The organism is Sinomonas sp. P47F7 (genome assembly GCF_049332655.1).
GTDB lineage: Bacteria > Actinomycetota > Actinomycetes > Actinomycetales > Micrococcaceae > Sinomonas.
Window position 1 is genome coordinate 3291012 of the sequence record NZ_CP186327.1, and the last position, 22995, is coordinate 3314006.

Sequence of the window (22995 nt, forward strand, 5' to 3'; positions counted from 1 at the left end):
ATGAGCGCCCCGGCAGCGACGCCTAGCGACCTCGAGATTGCCCAGTCCGCGACCCTCCGCCCCATCGAGGACGTCGCCGCGAGCGTGGGCATCCCCCTCGACGCCCTCGAACTGTACGGGCGGTACAAGGCCAAGATCGACGTCGACGGCCTGCCGCCCGCGGGCCGGCTCGGCCACGTGGTGCTCGTCTCGGGGGTCTCCCCGACGCCGGCGGGCGAGGGCAAGTCCACACTCACCGTGGGGCTCGCGGACTCGCTCGCGCGGGCCGGGAAGCGCACGATGGTCGCCCTGCGGGAGCCGAGCCTCGGGCCGATCCTCGGCATGAAGGGCGGGGCCACGGGCGGCGGACGCTCGCAGGTGCTCCCCATGGAGGACATCAACCTGCACTTCACGGGCGATTTCCACGCGGTCACGAGTGCGAACAACGCCCTGTGCGCGCTCATCGACAACCACATCTTCCAGGGCAACGAGCTCGGGATCGACCCTCGGCGTGTGTCCTTCCGCCGGGTCATGGACATGAACGATCGGGCGCTGCGCGAGATCGTCGTGGGGCTCGGCGGGCCGGCGCAGGGCGTCCCACGGCAGGACGGCTTCGACATCACGGTCGCGTCCGAGGTCATGGCCGTGTTCTGCCTTGCCTCCTCCGCGGCAGACCTCACGGAGCGCCTCGCCCGCATCACGGTCGGCTACACGTACGCGCGCAAGCCCGTCACGGTCGCGGACCTCGGGCGGAGGGCGTCATGGCCATGCTCCTCAAGGACGCGATCAAGCCGAACCTCGTCCAGACGATCGCCGGAACACCCGCCCTCGTGCACGGCGGGCCGTTCGCGAATATCGCGCACGGTGCAACTCCGTGCTCGCGACCACGACGGCGCGGCGGCTCGCCGAGGTCGTCGTCACGGAGGCCGGGTTCGGCGCCGACCTCGGCGCCGAGAAGTTCGTGGACATCAAGGCGAGGTACGCGGACGTGGCTCCCTCCGCCGCGGTCCTCGTCGCGACCGTCCGCGCGCTCAAGATGCACGGCGGCGCGCCCAAGGACCGGCTCGGCGAGCCCGACGCCGCCGCGGTGGCCCGCGGCACCGCGAACCTCGCCCGGCACGTCGCGACGGTGCGCAAGCTCGGCCTCGAGCCGATCGTCGCGGTCAATCGCTTCACGGCTGACACGCCCGGCGAGCTCGACGCGATCCTTGATCGGTGCCGCGGGGCGGGGCTGCGAGCGGCGGTCGCCGATGTCTGGGGCCGGGGCGGAGGGGGCGACGGCGGTGACGAGCTCGCGCGCGAGGTCCTCGCCGCGCTCGAGTCGCCCGGGACGTGCCGGCCGCTCTACCCCCTCGAGGCGACGATCGAGGAGAAGATCCTGACGATCGTTCGCGAGGTCTACGGGGCGCCGGCGTCGAGTTCTCGGAGCGAGCCTGCCGACAGCTCGCGCAGATCCGCGACAACGGCTGGGACCGACTCCCCGTCTGCATGGCGAAGACACAGTATTCGTTCACGGACGACGCCTCGCGGCTCGGGGCCCCCGAGGGCTTCACCGTGCACGTCCGCGAGCTGTGGCCCCGCACGGGCGCGGGCTTCATCGTGGCCGTGACGGGCGCTCATGACGATGCCGGGCCTCCCGAAGGAGCCCGCCGCGCTGCGGATGGGGCTCGACGAGCACGGGAGAGCCGTCGGCCTGTTCTGAGCCGGCGGGCGGGGCCGAGGGAACGCCCCCCATATGCCGGCGCTCCCTCGGCCAGAGCGGTCCCGTGCGGGACCTGAGCATGAAGATACACGGACTATCCACGCGCGTGCCACGATCGCCTCGCGCCCCGTCGATGCCCGAAAACTTGTAGAGTTTGACTTGACAACGCTGACCATATGGGGGCCAGCACGGAGGACACCGACGGACTATGCAGCTGCGTGAGCTCAGCGGCCTCACTGGTATGCCGATCGCAAGCATCAAGTACTACCTTCGGGAGGGAATCCTCCGGCCGGAAGCCGCGTGACCGCCACGCGCTCCGACTACGACGAGTCCCATGTGAGGCGGATCAAGACGATCCAGACGCTGCGGAACGTCAACGGGCTCAGCGTCGCCCAAATCCGCGAGGTCGTAGCCCTCGTTGACCGTGGGCGAGCCGCATTGAAATCCTCAAGGGCCTCCAGCGCGAGCTCCAACGGCTCGGCGAACCCGCCCCGGGCGGACCGAGGCCGGCAACGCGGTGGTGCGCCTTCGGGGCTGGCCCGACGTCCCGACCGCCGCCCGCGGCGCGCTCGATTCGCACCTCGAGCAGATGAACGCGCTGGGCCTCTCAATCCCGCACGACGCGCTCGATACCTACAGCCAGGCCGTGGATCTCATCGCGAAGGTCGACATCAACGACGCCGCGTCGGCCGAGGACCTCGACACGCTCGTGACGCGCACCGCGGTCGGCATGCACATGCATTCGCAGCTCGTGCTCAAGCTGCTCGCTCTGGCCCAGGCGAGCCGCTCGATCGCGCTGTACGGACGGGCTCTGGGCCCCAGGGACTGCCCCGGAGCCCGTCGCACTCCCTGAGCCCGTCGCACTCCCTGAGCCGGTCGCGCCTCGCGAGCCGGTCACGCCGGCTTGATGTTCTGGTTCACGTGGAAGAAGTTGTCCGGATCGTACTTCCCCTTGACCTCCGCGAGCCGCGCGTAGTTGGAGCCGAGGGTGGCTTCGATGCGGGACTGGTCGTCCGCGTCCTGAAGTTGAGGTAGCCGCCGGGCTCCGAGTACTCGTGCAGCGCGCTCCAGTAGTTGCGGACCACGCGATGTTCGTCTCGTTCTCCGAGGCGTCCGGCCATTGGCCCGCAATGGCCGGGGAGAACGCGACGTCGCGGTGCGCGAACGCCGTCGCGTCCGGGCGACCCGGTGCACCGCCCCGTCGATGGGGTAGAAGTGGTTGGCCGATGCGGCGTGGGGATCCCCGGGCGTACTCGACCGCGACGCGCAGCGCTTCGTCGCTCAGGGTGCGCAGGAAGTCCGCCTTCCAGTAGCCCTGGAGGCCCGGGACGCCGTTGAGGCCATCGAACATGACGTTGAGCGCGGGGTACGGCATCGGAGCGAACATCGACCCAGCACGGGACCGGCGTCCAGCATGGGCTGCCAGTGCGCGGGCCCCTGCGCGACATCCCCGGTCCACATGCCTCCGACGACCGCGACCGGCCGACCGTGCCATTCCTCCGGGAGGAAGGGAACCGGCGGGCCCTGATGGAACCCGTAGAAGGCGCCCATCTCCTCGGGCTGGGACGCTATCCACTCGCGGTAGACGGCCCCGACCTCGGCGCCGATCGCGGCGTCGTAGAAGATGATCCCCACGTGGACCATGTCGAGCGGGTGCAGCTGGAATTCGAAGGACGTCACGGCGCCGAAATTGCCGCTCCCGCCGCGCAGGGCCCAGAACAGGTCGGCGTTCTCTGCCTCGCTCGCCGTCACGAAGCTGCCGTCGGCGAGGACCACATCGGCGGAGATGAGGTTGTCGCACGCGAGGCCGTACTTCCGCGCGAGGTACCCGATACCGCCGCCGAGGGTGAGGCCCGCGACACCGGTGGACCCAATGATGCCGCCCGTGCTCGCAAGTCCGAACGCGTGCGTCGCGTGGTTGAAGTCGGCCCACGTGGCGCCCGCGTCGACGCGGGCCGTGCGGGCCACGGGGTCGACCCGCACGCCGCGGCGGGCCGAGAAGTCGAGGACCAGGCCGCCGTCGACCGTTCCGAAGCCGGGCGCGCTGTGGCCGCCGCCGCGCAGCGCGACGTCGAGGCCGGCGTCGCGTGCGAAGCGCACTGCCGCCATGACGTCCGCTGGCTGCGTGACCCGCAGGACGGCCGCCGGGCGGCGATCTACCATGCCGTTGAAGACGGCCCTCGCGGCGTCGTATTCGGGGTCCACCCCTCGATGACCTGACCGCGCACCCGCTCGCGCAAGGCATCAAAACGCTCGGTGCCCATGGCATCTCCCACCGCTCATGAGACCGAGTGAACGCGCGCCCGCGAAGGACCCCAGCCAGACGACGCGTCGTGACACGAACGGTGTACGCCGCGCCCGGCGCCGCGTCAATGCGCGACGCGGCGGATTTCGGGGTCGCCCTCGGTTGCGCCGTCACCTCCGCGGGTGCGCACCCTGCGGAGGTGACGGCGCAACCGGAGGGGTGGCCAGGCTGCGCGGACGACGGCGGCGCTCGCCTCGCGCGGCGGCGTCACCAGGGAGGCCTCACGCGAGCAGCTTCCCCCAGCGCGGATCGAGCAGGGGTGCCCCCGCGAGCTGGAGGCACCGCCACAGCGTCACGGCGACGGAATCGAGGGCGGCGACCCCGGTCCGCTCCTCGACGTCGGCCACGAGCGGCGCGCCGTACAGATTCGTGCACAGGTACACGAGCGCGTCGGGCCGTTCGGCGGCGAGCTCGAGCGATCCCGGGAGCAGTTCCTCCCGGCCGACCCGTGCGAACGATTCGTTGTCGCTCAGGCCGAGGGCGCGGTGGCCACACACCCGGACGCCCTCCGCGGCATACCGTGCCACGACCTCGAGGTTCACGTCCGCGGTGTACGGGGTCACGAGCCCCACGGTCTCCGTGCCGAACTCTCGGAACGCGTCGAGGTAGGCGAGGGTCGACGTCGTGGCCGGAATGCCCGTGGCAGCGGTGATCTCCGCGACGATCTCGCGGTCGTGCTGGGGACCGAGCCACGAGCCGGACGTGCCGTTCCACGCGATGACGTCGACGTTCGCGGTCGCAAGCAGCTCCGCGGCGCGGCGCATGCCCTCGACGTCGAACTGCCGGTCTGAGCCCGAATCGAGCGCGATCCGGGTCACGGGATCCGCGTCGAATGGACCGTCACGTCCTCGCGGTCCCGAGGATCCGATACGTCATGGGCTCGAGGCACGTGTTGGACGACGGCACGATCATGCCGATCCGTACGGGCCGGGCTGGCTGGACCATGGTCACTCCCCCTCTCCGCCGGCGCGCACGCCGACCGCTGCGAACTCGGCCACCAGGATCCTGGGCGGCGGCCTGCTGCGCCGCCTCCCGGTAGCCGAGGCGCGGCACAAACCGGCCCGCGGGGCCGGGATCGTGGAAGCCGTGCTCGTCGAGCACCACGCGGCCCCCCGCGACGACGGCCTGCGGCCAGCCCCGAAGCTCCCGGCCGTCGAACGGCGAGAAGTCCGTTCCCATGTGGAGCGCGCGGCCGTCCACGGTCCGGGACTCGGCAGGGTCGAAGACCACGAGGTCCGCGTCGTGGCCCGGGGCGATGACGCCCTTGCCGGGCAGCCCATTGATCCGGCGGGCGCCGCGGAGAACAGCTCCACGAAGCGCTCGAGCAGCCCAGCCCCGGCGGAGCCTGCCGCGGCGGCCGGGACCCGCCGTCGTCCGCGCCCGGCGAGCCGAAGGCCACGGCACCCCCCAACGCCTCGGCCAGCGCCGTGAACGCGACGGGCATGCGGGTCTCGACGCCGGGAAGCCCGTGCGGCATGTACCGGACGTCGTCAGTCCGCTCGCGCTTCTGCGTCAGGTCGTAGCACGAATGGTCGCTCGAGACGGTGTGCACCGAGCCCTCCGCGAAGCGCTCGCGCAGGGCCGCGACGGTCTCCCGCGACCGCATGGGCGGGCAGCACGCGAACCACTGGGAAAGCGCGAGGCATAGACGCCGTCGTCAGCACGAGGTAGTGCGGCATGTCTCGGAATGGACCGCGAGGCCGCGGCGCGGGCCTCGGCAACGAGGTCGACGGCGCCGGGCGTGGATTGGTGCACAAATACGCTGGGGCTCCCGTGTACTCGGCCATCGCGAGGACCTCGCGCACGGAGGCCTCCTCGGCAAGCTCGGCGCGTCTCGTGCAGGTGTTCGATGCCGATCTCGCCCGCGTCGGCGTGCTCCTGCGTGCAGTCCGCGATCATCGCGTCATGCTCCGCGTGGATGTAGGTGAGGCCGTCCAGGCGGGCCATCTCGCGCATGACTTTGAGCACCGTGTCGTCGTCCGCCATGGTGGTGCCGCGGTTCGTCATGTACAGCTTGACGGACCGGATCCCGAGGCGGGCGAGCTCCTCGAGCTGCGCGGGACCGTCTCGTCCACGCGACCACGGAGCCGTGGAGGGCGACGTCGCAGCGCGCCTCGCGGGCGAGCGCGAGCTTGTTCTTGGCGGCCTCGAGCGGGGTCTCGCTCGCGTCGCGGGGGATGCCGAAATCGAGGATCGTCGTGGTGCCGCCCAGAGGGCGGCCGCGGTCGTCACGGCGTAGTCGTCGAGGGTGCGGAAGCGGCCCGTCACCTGGGCCACGTGGCAGTGGGCGTCCACGCCCCCCGGGATGACCACCCGGCCGGCGGCGTCCACGAGCCGCTCGGTCGGCGGGACGGGCTCGGATGCGTCGACGAGGGCCGTCACGCGACCGCCGTTGACCACGACGTGCGCGGCTTGCGAGCCGAACGAGTTGACCACGAGTCCGTGGGCGATCACGAGGTCGTTCATGCGAGGGCCCCGGTCTCGAGCCGTGCCGCGCCGAGCGCCGCGTCGAGGGCCGGAGCGAGGCCCGTGCGCCGCTTGAGCGGCGGCGCGGCGAAGGACCCGGCGCGATGAGGCCCCAGTCGAGCGCGACGACCGCCTCCGCGAGCCTGATCCCGGCGCCGATCCCATCGACAACGGGTACAGGGATCTCCGACGCGACGTCCCGGGCGAGGCCCGCGAGCGGTGCGCCGGCCAAGATGACCACGTCGGCGCCGTCCTCCGCGACCGCGAGCCGTGCGAGCTCGACGAGCGTGGGCCGGAAGTCGGCCTGGACCGTGCCGATGCCCCGCAGCGCTTCCCTGATCGAGCGAATCGACGCGAGCCGCCCGCCGAAGCCGAAGTGCTCCACGCAGTCGCGTACCACGCAGTGATCCGGTCCGAGATGGCGATGATGGAGAAGCGATGCCCTTGGAGCGCCGCGGCGCACAGCGCCGCCTCCGTGATGCCGATGACAGGGACGTCGACGAGTTCCTTGAGTGCGGGCATGCCGGGATCGCCGAACGCGGCGACGACAACGCCGTCGACCTCGTCGCGATGCTCGGCGATGAGCTCCGCGACGGCGCCGGCCGCGAGCAGCGACTCGAAGCGGGTCTCGATGTATTCGACGCCGCGCGGTGCCGTGCGCACCACGAGCTCGGTGGTGGGGGCGGCGGAACGTGCCGCCTCGGCGCGGATCAGCTCGGTCACGTCCTCGCTGATGTTCGGATTGACGACGAGAAGTCTCATGGTGGTTCCTTGAACTTGAAGAGGTCAGACCGTGTGTCTGGGTATTGCGCCGGCCCGTGCTTGACGATGTTTCTGGCTGGCCCACGCAGGTCAGACCGTGTCTGGGTACTGCTCTCTGTACTTGCCAATGTGTAGCGCCGACTGGGCCGCGGCGCGATCGGGGTCTCCGCTCGCGATCGCCGCAAGGAGGTCGCGGTGTTCCTGGACGAGCTCCGGCAGGTCGGTGACGTGCCGGAAAAGCCAGTGCATGCGGCCCTGAAGCGGCTCGAGCGCCGTCCGGAGGAAGCCGTTGTCCGCGATGCGGGTGACGTCGTCGTGGAACTCGCTGTTGAGCCGGTGCGCCTCGTTAACGCTGCCGCGCGCCAGGGCGTCGGCAGCCCTCGAGAGGAGATCTTCGAGCCGCTCGATGTCCGCGGGGGGGCTCGCTGCGCAGCAAGCCGGCACGCAAGGACTTCGAGCGAAAGCCGCACGTCGAAGAGGTCCTCGACGTCCTTCTCGCTGAGCGACGCCACGACCGAACCCCGCGAGGCGCGCTCGGCGAGGATCCCCTCCTGGACCAGCATCCGCAGCGCCTCCCGAACGGGGAGGCGCGAGACGTTGAACTCGGCCGCGAGGTCTCGCTCGATGAGCCGGGTCCCCGGGGCGTAGTGGCCTTCGAAGACGCGCGCCCGCAGGGTGTCGCGGATCACCTCGCGCAGCGGTCGATCGCGCTGCGGTTCTTCGGCGGACTGGGCCATGCGGGTTTCCCCTCGGTTCGGGCTGCACGCTGGAGGCGCAGCGGACGCGATTCAGTTCCATTCGATCACGGGCCGGCCGGTGGGCCCTTGGATGCGGGCCCACCGGACGGCCCCAATCACACCGGCAGCCGCCGGCTGTAGTCGAGGGCGAGGACCGCGGCGCCCATGATGATCGCCGAGCCGACGAAGTACAGGAGAGCCCCCGTGTACCCGCCGGTCGCCCCGACGATGAAGCCGACCGCAATCGGCGTGACGAAGCCCGCGATGTTGCCGCTGAGGTTCATGGCCCCGCCGAGCACCCCGGCGTTGGTCCGGCCGCCGAGCGTCGCCGGAACGGCCCAGAAGAGGCCCACCCAGCGCAGGAAGAAGAGCACCACCGAGAGAAGCACGACGGCGGCGATCGGGTCCCCGACGATCGTCACCCCGACGAGGCCCGCCGTGACGATGACGCTCGACGCGCCCAGGAGCGAGCGCATGACGACGTTCGTGCCGTAGCCCTTCGCGCGGAGCCGGTCGGCGAGCGTGCCGCCGAGGATCTCGCCCACGAAGCCTGCCCCGAAGATCACGAACGTCGACCAGCCGATCGTGTTCAGGTTGAAGCCCTTGGCCTGGCGAGGTACAGCGGGCCCCACGTGAGCAGGCCGTAGAACACCCCGTTGAAGCCAAGCCAGCCGAAGCACATGGCCCAGAACGAGCGGAACTTGAGGTACGGCAGGAGGCCGCGGCGCGAGGTGCTGCCCGCGGCCTGGGCGGCCTCGTCCTCGGCGCGATGGGAGGCCTCGATGTAGTCCGCCTCGGCGTCGTTGACGGCGCGGTGCTGACGGGGGTTGTCCGCACGTACCACCAGATGAGGGCGCCGAGCACCACGGTCGCGATGCCCGCGATGATGAACGCCATGCGCCAGCCGCCGAACGCCGCGATGAGCCCCGTGATGAGGATGCCGCCTACGCCGGCCCGAGCGGGGCGCCCGCGTCGAGGATGGTCGCGCCGCGGCCGCGCTCCTTCGAGTGCATCCAGAGGGCGTTGAGCTTGCCGCCCGCGGGCATGACGCCCGCCTCGGTGACGCCGATGCCCATGCGGGCGATGAACATGCTGAGGAAGCCGCCCGTGAGTCCGGAGGCCGCGGTCGCGGCGCCCAGCCGATGCAGGAGACCGTGACCACCTTGCGCGGCCCGAACCGGTCGATGAGCCAGCCGACCGGGACCTGCATGAACGCGTAGGTCCAGAAGAATGCCGAGAGCAGGAGCCCCACGAGCTCCGGGTGAGGTTGAACTCCTTCTGGATGATGGGAAGCGCCACCGAGATGGACCCGCGGTCCACGTAGTTCACGGTGACGAGGACGAGCAGCAGGATGAAGAGCTTCCAGCGCACGCCGGTGCGCTTGGCCGAAGCGGCCGCGGTTGCCTCCGCGGTTCCAGCGGAGCGCTGCGGCGAGGTTTCCTCTTGAAGGGACACGTGTCCTCCTTCACGACATTGGGAAGAGCCTGACCGGTCCGGGAGCGGACAGGCCATGGGAGGTGCGCAACGTTAATTTTGGGATCCCGGCTTGGGATCCCAAAGAACGATAGATGGTGACTCGAGCCACAGTCAAGAGATTTGGGATCCCAATTCGGGATCCCGTTCAGGCTGGGTCCGTCTCCGCTCCCCAGGGCGGGACCCTGCTCGCGAAAGGCGAGCGCCGCCGTCGTCCTGTGACCGGACGACGGCGGCGCTCGCCTCGCGAGGGAAGGTGCGCCTAGGAGACTGCTGAAGAAGTCGGGCGGGCGGGCGCGCCTCCCTGCTTCGGGCCGGGGAGGGTTAGACTGGCTTCATGCAGGGTCGCGACGATGGACAGCGTGAGTTCCTTGACGTTGAGGCGCTGGCCGGGCATCTGCTGGTTCCGGGCAGCGTCTTCGCCTTCCTGGCCGGGCATCGGCTGAAGCTGTTCCCGGCGGAGATGTTCGAGGATCTCTTTCCCTCGGCCGGGGCCGGCCCTCGGTCCCGCCCGAGGTGGTCGCCACGGTCCTGGTGCTGCAGGCGTTGAACGGGCTTTCGGATCGCGAGGCTGCCGAGGCGGTGACCTTCGACCTGCGGTGGAAGGCCGCCTGCGGCTTCGCGGTCGCGGACCGGGCGTTCCATCCGACCACCCTGACCTACTGGCGGCGCCGGCTCGCGGCCAGCGCCCGGCCGCAGCGGATCTTCGAGGCGGTCCGGGACGTGGTGGCCGCGACCGGCGCGGTGGGCGGGGACGCGGCGGGCGCTTGACTCCACGGTGCTGGACGACGCGGTTGCCCGGCAGGACACGGTCACCCAGCTGGTCGCCTCGATCCGGCGGGTCGGCCGGGAGGTCTCCGGCGCGGAGGCGGTGATCGCCGCCGAGTGCACCCGGCTGGCCGGGCTGACCGGGCAGGACTACGCCTCGGCCGGGAAGCCGCGGATCGTGTGGGACGATGCGGCCGCGCGCGACGGCCTGGTCACAGCCCTGGTCAACGACGCGCTCGCGCTGCTCGCGGCGCTGGACGTCGATGCCGCCCAGGCCGCGGGCGGGAGGCCTGCGGAGGCGGTGGCGCTGCTGGCGCTGGTGGCCGGGCAGGACGTCGAGCCCGCGGAGGACTCCGACGGCAGCGACGGGCGGTGGCGGATCGCCCGCAGCGTCGCACCGGACCGGATGATCTCCACCGTCGACCCGGAGACCCGGCACGCGCACAAGACCCGGGAGCGCCGGCAGGACGGGTTCAAGGCCCATGTGGTGGTCGAGCCGGAGACCGGGCTGACCACCGCGGTGAAGCTGACCAAGGCCAACGGCCCGGAGAACTCCGACGCATCCGTCGGCAAGGACCTGGTCGCCGCCGACCCGACGATCGCCGGGCAGGAGGCCGTCGAGGTGCTCGGCGACTCGGCCTACGGGTCCGGGGAGATGCTGCACGCCCTGGACCAGCGGAAGTGGACCCCGATTATCAAGCCGTGGCCGCTGCGGCCCGCGGTCGAGGGCGGGTTCACCATCGACGACTTCGCCCACGACGGCGAGGCAGGGACCCTGACCTGCCCGGCCGGGCACACCCGCCGGCTCACCAAGACCCGCAAGGCCGTGTTCGGCGCCGTCTGCGCCCACTGCCCGCTGCGATCGCAGTGCACCACGGCCAGAGACGGTCGCAAGATCGAGGTGCATCCCCACGACCTGCTCCAGCGCGCACACCGCAGGCGGGCCACCGCGGAAGGCTTCCAGACCACCTATCGGGCCAAGCGGCCGATGGTCGAGAGATCGATCGCGTGGCTGACCCGGGGCAACCGCCGCGTCCCTACCGGGGCGTGGAGAAGCAACAGCTGGCTCCACCACCGGGTCGCCGCCCTGAACCTCAGGCGACTGCTCGCACTCGGCCTCAGCTTCGACAACGGAACCTGGCAGCTGGCCTGATCGCGCCGCAGGCCCCCAGAAGACAGCCTCGAACCCAACGCCAGGGGCACCACGACGCCCTGCACAGGCGGGACGGACCCATGCTGCACCCAGAGCCGACCAAACCCGCCGTTCGACTGGCCAAGGCGGCACCGATCACGCCACCAGCCAACCTGCGAAGGGAGCTTGTTCAGCAGTCTCCTAGCGCTCGACCTCGCCGCGGATGAAGGCCTCGACCAGGGCGCGGGCCACATCGTCGGCGCGCTGCTCGGGCGGGGACTTCATGAAGTAGGCGCTCGGGGACGTGAGCGGGCCGCCGATCCCCCGGTCGAGCCCGATCTTCGCCGCCCGCACGGCGTCGATGATGACGCCAGCCGAGTTCGGCGAGTCCCACACCTCGAGCTTGTACTCGAGCGAGACGGGCGCGTCGCCGAAGTTGCGGCCCTCGAGCCGCACGAACGCCCACTTGCGATCGTCGAGCCACTCGACGTAGTCGCTCGGGCCGATGTGCACGTCGCGAGGGGCCAGCTCGGCCTCGACGTTCGAGGTCACGGCCTGGGTCTTGGAGATCTTCTTGGACTGGAGCCGCTCGCGCTCGAGCATGTTCTTGAAGTCCATGTTGCCGCCCACGTTGAGCTGGTACGTCCGGTCCACGGTCACGCCGCGGTCCTCGAACAGCTTCGCGAGCACGCGGTGGGTGATCGTCGCGCCGATCTGGCTCTTGATGTCGTCGCCCACGATCGGCACCCCGGCCTCGGTGAACTTCTGCGCCCACTCCGGAACGCCCGCGATGAACACGGGGAGCGCGTTGACGAACGCCACGTGGGCGTCGATCGCGCACTGGGCGTAGAACTTCGCGGCCTTGTCGCTGCCGACCGGCAGGTAGCACACGAGCACGTCGACCTGCGCCTCGCGCAGGGCCTCGACGATGTCCACGGGTTCCGCGTCCGACTCCTCGATGGTCTCCCGGTAGTACTTGCCGAGGCCGTCGAGCGTGTGGCCGCGCTGGACGGTGACGCCGGTGGGCGGGACGTCCGCGATCTTGATCGTGTTGTTCTCGCTCGCGAGGATCGCCTCGGCGAGGTCCACGCCGACCTTCTTGCCGTCGACGTCGAACGCCGCGACGAACTGGAGGTCGTTCACGTGGTAAGGGCCGAACTCGACATGCATGAGGCCGGGAACCGTGTCCTCCGGGTTCGCGTCGCGATAATATTGCACGCCCTGCACGAGGGAAGCGGCGCAGTTGCCCACGCCGACGATAGCCACACGGATCGGATTCTCAGACACGGTTCTCCTTGCAGATCATCAAGTCCCGGCGGACGGGCATCCGGCGCCGGAGAGCACAGCCATCGTATCCACCACGCCCGACCGTGCGCCCCGGCCTAGACTCGAGTCACAGACTGTCACAGGAGGGGTCATGGCACGCCGAACCAAAAAGCAGTGGAAGGACATGAGCGCGGGAGGGCGCGCCGGGGTCGTCATCATGGGGGCGTTCGATCTCGCCCTCAAGATCCTCGCGTGGCGCGACCTCGCTCGCCGCCCGGCCGAGCAGGTGCGCGGGCCGAAGTTCGTGTGGTTCCTCGCGACGTTCGTGAACACGTTCGGGCCGATCGGCTACTTCCTCTTCGGCCGCAAGCGGCCGGAGATCCCGCCGACCCACCAGTAGGGGCACGCGACCCTGCAAGGACTCGGACGGGACCCCACAACTTTGCGGGGTCCCGTCCCCGCCGTTGCGGGGTCCCGTCCCCGCCGTTGCGGGGTCCCGTCCCCGCCGTTGCGGGGTCCCGTCCCCGCCGTTGCGGGGTCAGCGGCCCGCGAGGATCCGATCGATCTCGGCGAGCTCGTCGTCGAGGAACTCGGGCCCCGCGAGGGCGCCGAGCGAATCCTCGAGCTGGGCAACCGAAGACGCCCCGACGAGCGCCGACGTCACGGGCGCCGCCCCCGAGGGCTGAGGCCGCAGGACCCACGAGATGGCCATCTGGGCGAGCGTCTGACCGCGGCCGGTCGCGAGGCCGTCAAGCGCCCGGACCATCGCGAGCTTGTCCTCCGTGAGCGAGGAGGACCGAAGGAAGTGCTCCTTCGCCGCCCGCGAATCCTCGGGCACGCCCTGGAGGTACCGGTTCGTGAGGAGCCCCTGGGCGAGCGGCGAGTAGACGATCGATCCGGCGCCCACCTCGTCGAGAGCCTGGTACAGGTTCGGGCTCCCCTGCTCGGTCCAGCGATCGGCCATCGAGTACCGCGGCTGGTGGATGAGCAGCGGCGTGCCGAGTTCGCGGAGGATGCGCGCGGCCTCGAGCGTCTGCTGCGGCGTGTAGGAGGAGATGCCCGCGTAGAGCGCCCGGCCCGAGCGCACGGCGTAGTCGAGGGCGCCCATCGTCTCCTCGAGCGGAGTGTCGGGGTCCGGCCGGTGGCTGTAGAAGATGTCCACGTACTCGAGGCCCATACGCTGGAGCGACTGGTCGAGGCTCGAGATGAGGTACTTGCGCGAGCCCCACTCGCCGTAGGGACCGTCCCACATGAGATAGCCGGCCTTCGTCGAGATGATGAGCTCGTCGCGGTACGGCCGGAAGTCCTCGCGCAGATGCCGCGCGAAGTTGGATTCGGCGCTCCCCGGAGGAGGCCCGTAGTTGTTGGCGAGGTCGAAATGGGTCACGCCGAGATCGAAGGCGCGGCGCAGGATGGCCCGCTGGTCCTCGAACCTCTTGTCGTCGCCGAAGTTGTGCCAGAGGCCCAACGAAATGGCTGGCAGCTTGAGCCCGCTGCGTCCCACCCGGTTGTACTGCATCGCGTCATAGCGGCCGTCCGCCGCGGTGTAGGTCACGGCCTCGATCCTAGGACGGGCCCCGAGGCCGGACAAAGTGAGCGGCAGCACAGTCGAATGTGACGCTGGCACGTCATAGAGTCTTCTTAGCGCCGTATTCCTACCGAACGCGCACGACGTAAGGAGTAGCCATGGGATTCATCGGATTCCTCATTCTCGGCCTCATCGCCGGAGCCATCGCCAAGGCCATTCTCCCCGGGAGGCAGGGCGGCGGCTGGATCGCGACCCTCATCCTGGGCGTGGTCGGGGCTTGGCTTGGCGGCCTGCTGGGGGGCCTGATCTTCGGGGGCAACACCCTGGGAAGCTTCTTCGAGTTCCGGACCTGGATCACCGCGATCGTCGGCTCGATCGTCGTCCTGCTCATCTGGAGCGCCATCAGGGGGCGGCGTCGGGTGTAGCCCCACCGCAGCTCCAAGCCACGAGCCCCGTCCGGCACAGCCCTGGGCGGGGCTTCTCGCTGCCCACCTCCCCGCGCGGAACCTGGCGGACGACGGCGCCCGGCCGGCATTCGCTTCAGGGTCGCCGCTCCCAGACCTTGAGTGACTAGTCACTCTCTTATACACTGAGGCCATGCCCAGACCACGCAGCGAAGACCGCCGCGGCGCCATCCTGTCCGCCGCCACGCGAGTCATCGCAGCCCAAGGCCTCGGGGCGACAACAGCGGCGATTGCCAAGGAAGCTGGCGTCTCCAACGGCTCCCTCTTCGTCTACTTCGATACGAAGACCACGCTGTTCAACGAGCTCTATGTGGCCCTCAAGACCGAGATGGGCGCGGCCGCCATAGCCGGTCTTCCCGCGGGGAAGGAGCCTCGCGAGCAGGTCCGCCACCTGTGGGCGCAGTGGTCGCACTGGGCCACGGCCAACCCGCGCAAACGGCGGGCCCTCGCGCAACTCGACGTCGCGGACGGCGTCACCGCCCAGAGCCACCGCCAGGCAAGCGCGGCCCTTGGCGGCATCGCGGAGCTCATCGACCGGAGTCGCGCCGGCGGGCCCATGGAGGCCGTGCCGCTCGGCTTCGTCCTGGCCCTCATCAGCGCCATGGCCGAGGCGGCCATCGACGCAATGATCCGCGAGCCCGGAGAGGCCGAGGCGCGCAGCCGCGTCGCCTTCGAGGCCGTGTGGCAGGTGCTGTCAGGCGAGCCCACCCGGGCCACCCCGCCGTCGAACGGCCCCACCCCACCGCGCTGACAACGCACCACACCGCCCCAATACCCGCTGAAGGGAACAGAAATCATGAACACGTCGAGCCGCATCTCCCCGCAGGCCAAGGCCTGGATCATCACCGGACCCACCTCAGGAATCGGGCGGCGCGCCGCGCTCGAGATGGCTCCGCACGGCACGCTCGTGCTGGTGGGCCGCGACCCGGGACGCCTCCATGAAGTTGAGAACGAGATCAATGCGCGGCCCGGCGGCCATGCGGTATCGGTCGTATGTGACTTCGCCGACCTCGAGAGCGTGCGGCGGGCGGCCGTGCACATCGTCGCGCTGGGCCTCCCGATCGCGGGCCTCCTCAACAACGCCGGCATCTCCCCGGCGCAGGCCGTCCAGACGGCGCAGGGATGGGACCTCGCGTTTACGACCAACCACCTCGGTCCCTTCGTCTTCACCGAGGCGCTCATCCCCCACCTGCCCGACGGCGCGAACGTCGTCTTCACGTGCTCAGCCGTCGAGGACCCCGAGCGGAAGCCCGCGGTCGCCGCCGGCTTCCGCGGCGCGCGGTACGTCTCCGCCGAGGCGAGCCTGCGCGGAGAGTGGCTGCCCGGCGGCGCGTCCATGCCTGGCCTCGATGCGTACGCCACGTCGAAGCAGTGCAACCTGGCCACCGTCTTCGCGTTCGCGCGCGAGACTCCGCGCCTCCGCTTCAATGCCGTGGAGCCGGGCTTCAACCCCGGAACCGGGCTGAGCCGCGACGCCAACGCCGCCGTGCGCTTCCTGCTCAAGTACGTCACGGCACCGCTCGCGCCGTTCGTCAAGTACTGGAGCACCCCCAAGCTCGCCGGCCGCATGATCGCCAAGGTCCTGACCGATGAATCGGGCAGCACCGGTGTGTACTACGACGAGACCGGCAGGCCCATGCTTGGCTCAGTCCAGATCCGCGACGCCGAGTTCAGCGATCGAGTCGTCGCCGAGACCCGCGCTCTGCTCGCCGACATCTCGAGCCAGGCGTCCTAGGCGCGGCGCCTCGGGGAGAGGGCCCGCGCCCCGCGCTCACTCCACGAGGACGACGGCGCCCGGCCCGGGAAACGCGATGACGTCGCCTTCGCGGCGGATCGCCGGATCGGTCGCGAGGGCCACGCGCCGCCCCGCGACCCCGTCCAGCCGGAACTCGACGGGCCCGGGCCCGAGGCTCGCCGCGACCGCCACGCCGGGCCGGCGCCACGCGATCCACCGGCCGTCCCCGGCGGAGCCACCGGCCACCTCGGTGTCGTCGAAGCGGCCCTCCCAGAGGCCCGTCGCCTCGGCCCGCAACGCGATGAGGCGCCGATAGAGCGCGAGGAGGCGCGCGCCGTCGTCCGTCTCTGCCTCGCTCCAGTCCAGGATTGAGCGGAGTCTCGTCTCGGGGTCCTGGGGGTTGGGCACGAGTGAGGGATCCCAGCCCATGCGCTCGAACTCGCGCAGGCGGCCCTCGGCCGTCGCGCGGGCGAGCTCGGGCTCGGGGTGGGACGTGAAGAACTGCCACGGCGTGTGCGCGCCGAACTCCTCGCCCATGAACAGCATGGGCGTGAACGGCCCGGCGAGCGTGAGCACCGCGGCCACGGCGAGCCCGTTGTAGTCGAGGGCGGCGCTCGGCCTGTCGCCTGCCGCACGGTTGCCCACCTGATCGTGGTTCTGGCTGCACACCACGAGCTGGGCGGGCCGCACCAGGTCAGGGTCGAGGGGGCGCCCGTGCCGCCGCCCTCGGAAGCTCGAGAACGTGCCGTCGTGGTAGAAGCCACCCCGGAGCACCTTCGCGAGGGCCTCGGGGTCCGCGAAGTCGGCGTAGTACCCCTCCGTCTCGCCCGTGAGGGCCACGTGGACCGCGTGGTGGAAGTCGTCGCTCCACTGCCCGTACACCCCGTAGCCGCCGCGGCCCCGCGGCGCGATGACCCGCGGATCGTTGAGGTCCGACTCTGCGACGAGCACCTTGCGCCGTCCCGTCAGCTCCTCGACTTCGGCCGCTGCCACCGCGAGGTCCTCGAGCAGATGCACGGCGCGCCGGTCCACGAATGCGTGCACGGCGTCGAGCCGGAGCCCGTCGACGTGGAAGTCCTCGAGCCAGAGCCGCGCGTTGTCGAGGATAAGGGCCCGCACCTCGTCCGACTCGGAGCCGTCGAGGTTGACCGTGTCGCCCCACACGGTGGCGCCGCCCTCGAGGAGATACGGCCCGAACTGCGGGAGGTAGTTCCCGCTCGGCCCGAGGTGGTTGTACACGACATCCTGGATCACGCCGATCCCGTGCCCGTGGGCCGCGTCCACGAACCGCTGGTACGCGGCCGGGCCCCCGTAGCCCTCGTGGACCGCGGACCAGAGGACGCCGTCGTAGCCCCAGTTGTGCGGGCCGTTGAACGCGTTGACGGGCAGGAGCTCGACGAATCCGATGCCGAGCTCGGCGAGGTACGGGAGGCGGGCCGCGGCGGCGTCGAGCGTGCCCTCGGGCGTGAACGTGCCCACGTGCAGCTCGTAGATCACGGACCCGTCAAGGTCCCGGCCGCGCCACGCCGCGTCCGCCCACTCGTGGGTGCCGAGGTCGAATCCGGCGGAGAGCTCATGGACGCCGTCGGGCTGACGGAGGGAGCGCGGATCGGGGTAGGGGCCGGCGCCGTCGACTGTATAGCCGTAGCGCTCCCCCGCCGCGAGCGCCGCGGCGACGCGCGCCCGGTGCGCCTCAGGGACAGCGAACCACCCGCCGTCGTTCGGCTCCAAGCGGATCCGCTCGGGCCCCAGCACGAGTTCGACGCCGCCGGCCCGCGGCGCCCACACCGCGCCGGGTCCGCGGGCCTCGCGCGCGCTCATCGCGCAGCCTCGGGGACGAGTAGCGCCACGGGGAGCGTGGCGAGCGCCTCGGCGAGAGGCACGCGGCCGGCCGGGTGCTCGGCGCCCGTGAACGCGTCCCGCGTGGGCCACGGAAGCACGACGGCGGCATCGCCCCACCCGCCGCGCCGCTCGAGGCCCACGGGAAGGCGCGTGGCCAGCACGACGGCGCCGCCCGCCCCGCGCCGGAAGCCCACCGCGTGCTCGGCGGCGGCCCCGCTCGCGTCGAGCGGGACGTAGCCCTCGAACAGCTCGGGCCGGTCGCGGCGGAGGCGGAGCGTGCGCGAGACGACGAGGAGCTTGGCCTCGCGCGAGGTCGGTGGGCGGGGCGCGCCGCCGGGCGCCTCGCCCAGGGCGCTGGGCCGTCGAGCGCCGCGAGCGCGGCCTCGCGCGCCGCGAAGTCAACGGGACGGCGATTGTCCGGGTCCGCGAGCGAGTGATCCCAGAACTCCGTGCCCTGGTAGACGTCCGGGACGCCTGGCCCCGCGAGCTGCACGAGCTTGGCGGAGAGGCCGTTCGAGGCGCCGAACGGCTCGACGCGGCGCGCGAAGTCGGCCACGAGGCGGCGTGCCGTCGGATCCTCGAACGCCGCCACGACGAGCGACCGGAGCTGAGCCTCGAACGCCTCATCCGGGTCGATCCACGTGGTGTGCAGCGCGGCCTCGCGCGCGGCCTTGAGCGCATACTCGGTGAGCCGCCCCACGTCCGCCGGCCACGCACCGACGATCGCCTGCCACACGAGGTTCGCGAGCGGACCGTCCTTGAGCGGCGCACGTTCCAGAAGCGCCGGGACCAACTCCGCCCATTCGTCCGCGAGCTCGGAGATGACCGAGATGCGGGCGCGGGCGTCCTCGCTGCGCTTCGTGTCGTGGGTCGTGAGGGCCGTGAGCGAGCCGGGGAAGTCCCGCTCGCGCTCGCCAGCCCGCGCGTGGAACTCGTCCGGCCCCACGGAGAACCGGCCCGGATCCGTGCCGACCTCCGTGAGCGTCCCGAGCCGGCTGTAGCGGTAGAACGCCGTGTCCTCGACACCCTTGGCCATGACCATGCCCGTGGTCTGCTGGAAGCGGCGGCACAGCTCGGTGCCGGGGGCCCCGAGGAGCGGCTCGAGCGCGGCGATCGCCTCGCCGAGATCGGGGCGCACGACGGCGGCCTCCCGGCATGCGCTCCCAAGCACGGCTTCCCCGCCGGGCACGTCGGGCAGGTACGTGCGGTAGACCGGGAACGCCGCGGCAATCTCGCCGAGGGCCGCGACGACGCGCTTCCGGTCCGCGAGCGCGCCAAGGTTTTCGGGGACGAGCCGCGCGAGCCGGAGCATCTCGGCCGCGAGGGGCCCTGCCGTGATCTCGTGTTTCGCCGCCCGGGCGAGCCGCTCGAACTGTGGCGAGCCGCCGCCGTCCTCGGCCTCCGCGCGCAGGGAGGCGTCGAGCGCGTCGAGGCTCGCCTGCCCGGACGGGTCGACGAAGAGCCGGTCGATGAGCCCCAGAGCGTCGTAGCCCGTTGTCCCCTCGCACGCGAACTCCGCGGGGAGGTGCTCTCCGGGCTCGAGGATCTTCTCAATGACCGTGTACGCCCCGCCCGTGAGCTCGCGGAGCCGCCGGAGGTACCCCACGGGGTCGGCGAGGCCATCGGGGTGGTCGATCCGCAGCCCGTCGGCCAGCCCCTCCTCGAACCAGCGGCGCACCTCGGCGTGGGCGTCGTCGAACACTTCGGGGACCTCGACGCGGAGGCCGGCGAGGCTCGTGATCGTGAAGAACCGCCGGTAATTCAGCCGCGTGTCGCCCTCGCGCCACGGGATGAGCCCGTAGTGCTGCCTCGCGGCGACGTCCCGCGGGGTGTCCCCGGGATTCGCGGTCCCGGGCGCGATCGGCAGGGCAAGCCCGCCGAGGTACAGGCGATCGCCCTCCACGCGCAGGCCGTCGAGGTCTGCCTCGGATCCGAGGAGCGGAAGGAGCAGCCTGCCGCCCCCGGCCGGCCAGTCGACGTCGAACGCGTCGGCGTGCTTCGACGCCGGGCCCTCGCGCAGGAGGGACCACCACCAGGGATTCTGCTCGGGTTCGGCGACGCCCAGGTGGTTGGGCACGATGTCGATGATCACGCCCATCCCGAGGCCGTGCGCGGCCGCGGCCAGACGCTCGAGGGCCTCGGGACCGCCCCGCTCCGGGTCAACCCGTGTGGGGTCCGCGACGTCGTAGCCGTGCTCGGATCCCCGGACCGCCGTCAGGACCGGCGAGAGGTAGACCCACCCCACGCCGAGCCGGTGGAGATAGGGAACGGCGCGCGCGGCGTCGTCGAGCGTGAAGCCCGGACGGATCTGGAGTCGGTACGTCGACGACGGACTGCGCATTTCAGGTTCTGCCCCTCCTGACGGTTGGTGACTGCCGCCTCGCCCCCAGCGGCGCTGTCCGGTGCGACTGCGGGCGAGATGGGCGCCGCGGCTCGGCCGGCTGATCCTTGTCTGGCTGATTCTCGGCCGGCTGATTCTCGGCCGGCTGATTCCCGGCTGGCGGCGCGTCGGTGTCGGGTGGCGAGCCCTCCGGTGGCCCTTCGGACGGCGCCTCCTCGGTGTGAGGCTTCGGGGACGCGCCGGGCGGGGCCGGCGGAGCCGGCGGCACCCGCCTGGCCGCGAGCCGTGGTGCCTCGGGGATGCGGCCCTCGCTCTCGGCGAGCGCGGCGAGCGAGGCGGCCACGGAGTGATCAACCTCGGCCGCGGCGGCCTCGTGGGCGCGCAGGACGGCGAGGCTCTTCGCCGCGATGCCGAGCTCGCCCCCGGCGGGGACTTCTTTGCCGACCGGGAGCGCCCCCGAGGTGTCGAGCAGAACGTCCCAGCCGGGCGCGTACTTGCGCCGAGGCAGGCGGAACGTCACCTCGTCGTCGTGCGCGTTGAAGTAGAGCACGAAGTGGGCGTCCTTGATCGGCTGGCCGCGGCGGTCCACACCGTTGATCCCGTTCCCGTTGAGGAACACGCCGACGGAGCGCCCGAACGCCGTGTCCCAGTCCTCGGGCACCATGGTCTTGCCGTCCGGCCGGAGCCAGACGATGTCAGGCAGGCGGTCGTTCTCCTCGCGGCGCACTGGCTTGCCCACGAAGAACTTGCTTCGCCGGAAAGTGGGGTGCTCCGCGCGGAGACGAGCGACGGCGGCCGTGAACTCGACGAGCGGCCGGTCCACGGTCTCCCAGTTGATCCAGGTCAGCTCGGTGTCCTGGCAGTACGCGTTGTTGTTCCCCTGCTGGGTGCGGCCCAGCTCGTCGCCGTGGCTGATCATGGGGACGCCCTGCGAGAGGAAGAGCGTCGCGAGGAAGTTCCGCTGCTGGCGTGCGCGCAGCTCGAGAACCTTCTCGTCCTTCGTGGGCCCCTCGGCGCCGCTGTTCCACGAGCGATTGTGGGATTCGCCGTCCTGGTTGTCCTCGCCGTTGGCCTCGTTGTGCTTCTCGTTGTAGGAGACGAGGTCGCGGAGGGTGAAGCCGTCGTGGGCCGTGACGAAATTGATGGACGCGACGGGGCGCCGCCCGTCCCGTTCGTAGAGATCCGCCGAGCCCGTGAGCCGCGACGCGAACTCGCCGAGCGTCGCCGGTTCGCCGCGCCAGAGATCGCGCACGGTATCGCGGTACTTCCCGTTCCACTCGGTCCACTGGGGCGGGAAGTTGCCCACCTGGTAGCCGCCGGGACCCACGTCCCACGGCTCGGCGATGAGCTTCACCTGCGAGACCACAGGGTCCTGCTGGATGAGCTCGAAGAAGCTCGAGAGGCGGTCCACGTCGTAGAACTCGCGCGCGAGCGTCGAGGCGAGATCGAAGCGGAAGCCGTCCACGTGCATTTCCGTCACCCAATAGCGCAGCGAGTCCATGAGGAGCTGGAGGGCGTGGGGCTGCCGGGCGTTGAGCGAGTTCCCGGTGCCCGTGTAGTCCATGTAGTACTGCGGGTCGTCGTCCACGAGCCGGTAGTAGCGGCCGTTGTCGATGCCCTTCATGGACAGCGTGGGCCCGAGGTGGTTGCCCTCCGCGGTGTGGTTGTAGACGACGTCGAGGATCACCTCGATGTCCGCGTCGTGAAGGGCGCGGACCATCGCCTTGAACTCCTGGACCTGCGAGCCGAGATCCCCCGACGAGCTGTAGCCCGCGTGCGGAGCGAAGAACCCGATGGTGTTGTAGCCCCAGTAGTTGTGCAGGCCCTTGTCCTGGAGGGTGTTGTCGTCCACGAACTGGTGCACGGGCATGAGCTCGATCGCCGTCACACCGAGCTTCTTGAGGTGGGCGATCACAGCTGGGTGCGCGACGCCCGCGTACGTGCCGCGCTGGCTCTCCGCGATCTCGGGGTGGAGCTTCGTCAGGCCCTTGACGTGGGCCTCGTAGATCACTGTCTCGTGGTACGGCACCTTGAGCTGCGTGTCGCTGCCCCAATCGAAGAACGGATTGGTCACGACGCCCAGCATCATGTGCGGGGCCGAGTCCTCGTCGTTCCGGCTCTCCGGCTCGCCGAAGTTGTACGAGAAGAGCGGCTGCGCCCAGTCGATCTGGCCGTGGACGGCCTTCGCGTACGGGTCGAGGAGCAGCTTCGAGGGGTTGCAGCGTTGCCCCTGGCTCGGGTCGTAGGGACCGTGGACGCGGTACCCGTAGAGCTGACCCGGCTGGACGTCGGGGAGGTAGCAATGCCACACGAATCCGTCGACCTCGGCCAGCTCAATCCGGGTCTCCTCTCGCTCGGCATCGAAGAGGCAGAGCTCGATCTTTGTTGCGGCCTCGCTGAAGAGCGCGAAGTTCGTCCCCGTCCCGTCGAACGTTGCGCCCAACGGGTAGGGAGTTCCCGGCCAGATCTCCATGTAGCTCCTTGCGGCTGTGGGG

Annotated in this window: 20 protein-coding genes and 4 pseudogenes; 8 read left to right on the forward strand and 16 right to left on the reverse strand. The window is 70.9% G+C overall.

What is annotated here, in order from left to right; translation table 11 throughout:
- The 3 genes and pseudogenes from ACOKR1_RS15350 (at position 1) to ACOKR1_RS15360 (ending at position 2534) form a co-directional block, all read left to right on the forward strand.
- Positions 1-1681: pseudogene (locus ACOKR1_RS15350) on the forward strand (formate--tetrahydrofolate ligase).
- Between the two features lie 208 nt (positions 1682-1889).
- Positions 1890-1985, forward strand: a complete 96-nt coding sequence (locus ACOKR1_RS15355; protein ID WP_422933839.1) for a MerR family transcriptional regulator — start codon at positions 1890-1892, stop codon at positions 1983-1985.
- A 213-nt stretch (positions 1986-2198) separates the two neighbouring features.
- Complete coding sequence (locus ACOKR1_RS15360) at positions 2199-2534, forward strand: hypothetical protein (protein ID WP_422933840.1); 336 nt, start codon at positions 2199-2201, stop codon at positions 2532-2534.
- A 41-nt stretch (positions 2535-2575) separates the two neighbouring features.
- Here ACOKR1_RS15360 and ACOKR1_RS15365 read toward each other — a convergent pair whose 3' ends face one another.
- From ACOKR1_RS15365 to ACOKR1_RS15415, 11 genes and pseudogenes are all read right to left on the reverse strand, one after another.
- On the reverse strand, positions 2576-2875 hold the full coding sequence (locus tag ACOKR1_RS15365; protein ID WP_422933841.1) for a BBE domain-containing protein: 300 nt from the start codon (positions 2873-2875) through the stop codon (positions 2576-2578).
- 87 nt (positions 2876-2962) lie between these two features.
- Entirely contained in the window at positions 2963-3886 is a 924-nt protein-coding gene (locus ACOKR1_RS15370) for an FAD-binding oxidoreductase (RefSeq protein WP_422933842.1), read from the reverse strand.
- A 321-nt stretch (positions 3887-4207) separates the two neighbouring features.
- A complete protein-coding gene (locus ACOKR1_RS15375; RefSeq protein WP_422933843.1) occupies positions 4208-4804 on the reverse strand; it encodes a maleate cis-trans isomerase family protein in 597 nt (198 codons plus the stop codon).
- Positions 4805-4826: 22 nt separating this feature from the next.
- Complete coding sequence (locus ACOKR1_RS15380; RefSeq protein ID WP_422933844.1) at positions 4827-5390, reverse strand: hypothetical protein; 564 nt, start codon at positions 5388-5390, stop codon at positions 4827-4829.
- Positions 5391-5889: 499 nt separating this feature from the next.
- A pseudogene (locus ACOKR1_RS15385) lies at positions 5890-7214 on the reverse strand (aspartate/glutamate racemase family protein).
- Positions 7215-7304: 90 nt separating this feature from the next.
- A complete protein-coding gene (locus tag ACOKR1_RS15390) occupies positions 7305-7658 on the reverse strand; it encodes an FCD domain-containing protein (protein WP_422933845.1) in 354 nt (117 codons plus the stop codon).
- 125 nt (positions 7659-7783) lie between these two features.
- Positions 7784-7951 (reverse strand): annotated as a pseudogene (locus ACOKR1_RS15395) (GntR family transcriptional regulator); the annotation flags it as partial.
- A 116-nt stretch (positions 7952-8067) separates the two neighbouring features.
- Positions 8068-8583 (reverse strand): hypothetical protein, encoded by a 516-nt coding sequence (locus tag ACOKR1_RS15400; protein WP_422933846.1) that lies wholly within the window; start codon positions 8581-8583, stop codon positions 8068-8070.
- Positions 8541-8795 carry a hypothetical protein gene (locus tag ACOKR1_RS15405; protein ID WP_422936726.1) on the reverse strand — a complete coding sequence of 85 codons (255 nt, stop codon included), beginning with the start codon at positions 8793-8795 and terminating at the stop codon, positions 8541-8543. The genes ACOKR1_RS15400 and ACOKR1_RS15405 overlap by 43 nt, the downstream gene beginning before the upstream one ends.
- A gap of 100 nt (positions 8796-8895) precedes the next feature.
- Positions 8896-9042, reverse strand: coding sequence for a hypothetical protein (locus tag ACOKR1_RS15410; protein WP_422936727.1), 147 nt, complete (start codon positions 9040-9042; stop codon positions 8896-8898).
- A 644-nt stretch (positions 9043-9686) separates the two neighbouring features.
- Positions 9687-9863 (reverse strand): hypothetical protein, encoded by a 177-nt coding sequence (locus ACOKR1_RS15415; protein ID WP_422936728.1) that lies wholly within the window; start codon positions 9861-9863, stop codon positions 9687-9689.
- Here ACOKR1_RS15415 and ACOKR1_RS15420 point away from each other — a divergent pair.
- A pseudogene (locus ACOKR1_RS15420) lies at positions 9822-11345 on the forward strand (IS1182 family transposase). The gene ACOKR1_RS15415 and the pseudogene ACOKR1_RS15420 overlap by 42 nt on opposite strands.
- Before the next feature lie 180 nt (positions 11346-11525).
- On the opposite strand, the gene ACOKR1_RS15425 reads toward ACOKR1_RS15420, so the two are convergent.
- Complete coding sequence (locus ACOKR1_RS15425) at positions 11526-12611, reverse strand: inositol-3-phosphate synthase (protein WP_422933847.1); 1086 nt, start codon at positions 12609-12611, stop codon at positions 11526-11528.
- A 130-nt stretch (positions 12612-12741) separates the two neighbouring features.
- On the opposite strand from ACOKR1_RS15425, the gene ACOKR1_RS15430 reads away from it, so the two are divergent.
- A complete protein-coding gene (locus ACOKR1_RS15430) occupies positions 12742-12990 on the forward strand; it encodes a PLD nuclease N-terminal domain-containing protein (RefSeq protein WP_422933848.1) in 249 nt (82 codons plus the stop codon).
- Between the two features lie 138 nt (positions 12991-13128).
- Here the strand turns inward: ACOKR1_RS15430 and ACOKR1_RS15435 are convergent, their stop codons facing one another.
- Positions 13129-14145: an aldo/keto reductase gene (locus ACOKR1_RS15435; protein WP_422933849.1), complete on the reverse strand. Its 1017-nt coding sequence runs from the start codon at positions 14143-14145 to the stop codon at positions 13129-13131.
- A gap of 131 nt (positions 14146-14276) precedes the next feature.
- Here ACOKR1_RS15435 and ACOKR1_RS15440 point away from each other — a divergent pair, with 131 nt between their 5' ends.
- The 3 genes from ACOKR1_RS15440 (at position 14277) to ACOKR1_RS15450 (ending at position 16317) form a co-directional block, all read left to right on the forward strand.
- A complete protein-coding gene (locus ACOKR1_RS15440; RefSeq protein ID WP_415855522.1) occupies positions 14277-14543 on the forward strand; it encodes a GlsB/YeaQ/YmgE family stress response membrane protein in 267 nt (88 codons plus the stop codon).
- A 172-nt stretch (positions 14544-14715) separates the two neighbouring features.
- Positions 14716-15333, forward strand: coding sequence for a TetR/AcrR family transcriptional regulator (locus tag ACOKR1_RS15445; protein ID WP_422933850.1), 618 nt, complete (start codon positions 14716-14718; stop codon positions 15331-15333).
- Positions 15334-15378: 45 nt separating this feature from the next.
- Positions 15379-16317 carry an SDR family NAD(P)-dependent oxidoreductase gene (locus ACOKR1_RS15450; protein WP_422933851.1) on the forward strand — a complete coding sequence of 313 codons (939 nt, stop codon included), beginning with the start codon at positions 15379-15381 and terminating at the stop codon, positions 16315-16317.
- 36 nt (positions 16318-16353) lie between these two features.
- On the opposite strand, the gene treZ is transcribed toward ACOKR1_RS15450, so the two are convergent.
- Genes treZ through glgX form a run of 3 tightly spaced genes read right to left on the reverse strand, consistent with a single transcriptional unit; the run spans position 16354 to position 22973 of the window.
- Positions 16354-18105 (reverse strand): malto-oligosyltrehalose trehalohydrolase, encoded by a 1752-nt coding sequence (treZ, locus tag ACOKR1_RS15455; RefSeq protein WP_422936664.1) that lies wholly within the window; start codon positions 18103-18105, stop codon positions 16354-16356.
- Entirely contained in the window at positions 18011-20500 is a 2490-nt protein-coding gene (gene treY / locus ACOKR1_RS15460; RefSeq protein WP_422933852.1) for a malto-oligosyltrehalose synthase, read from the reverse strand. Before treY ends, treZ begins: the two co-directional genes overlap by 95 nt.
- 1 nt (position 20501) lies before the next feature.
- On the reverse strand, positions 20502-22973 hold the full coding sequence (gene glgX, locus ACOKR1_RS15465; RefSeq protein ID WP_422933853.1) for a glycogen debranching protein GlgX: 2472 nt from the start codon (positions 22971-22973) through the stop codon (positions 20502-20504).
- Positions 22974-22995: the final 22 nt, after the last annotated feature.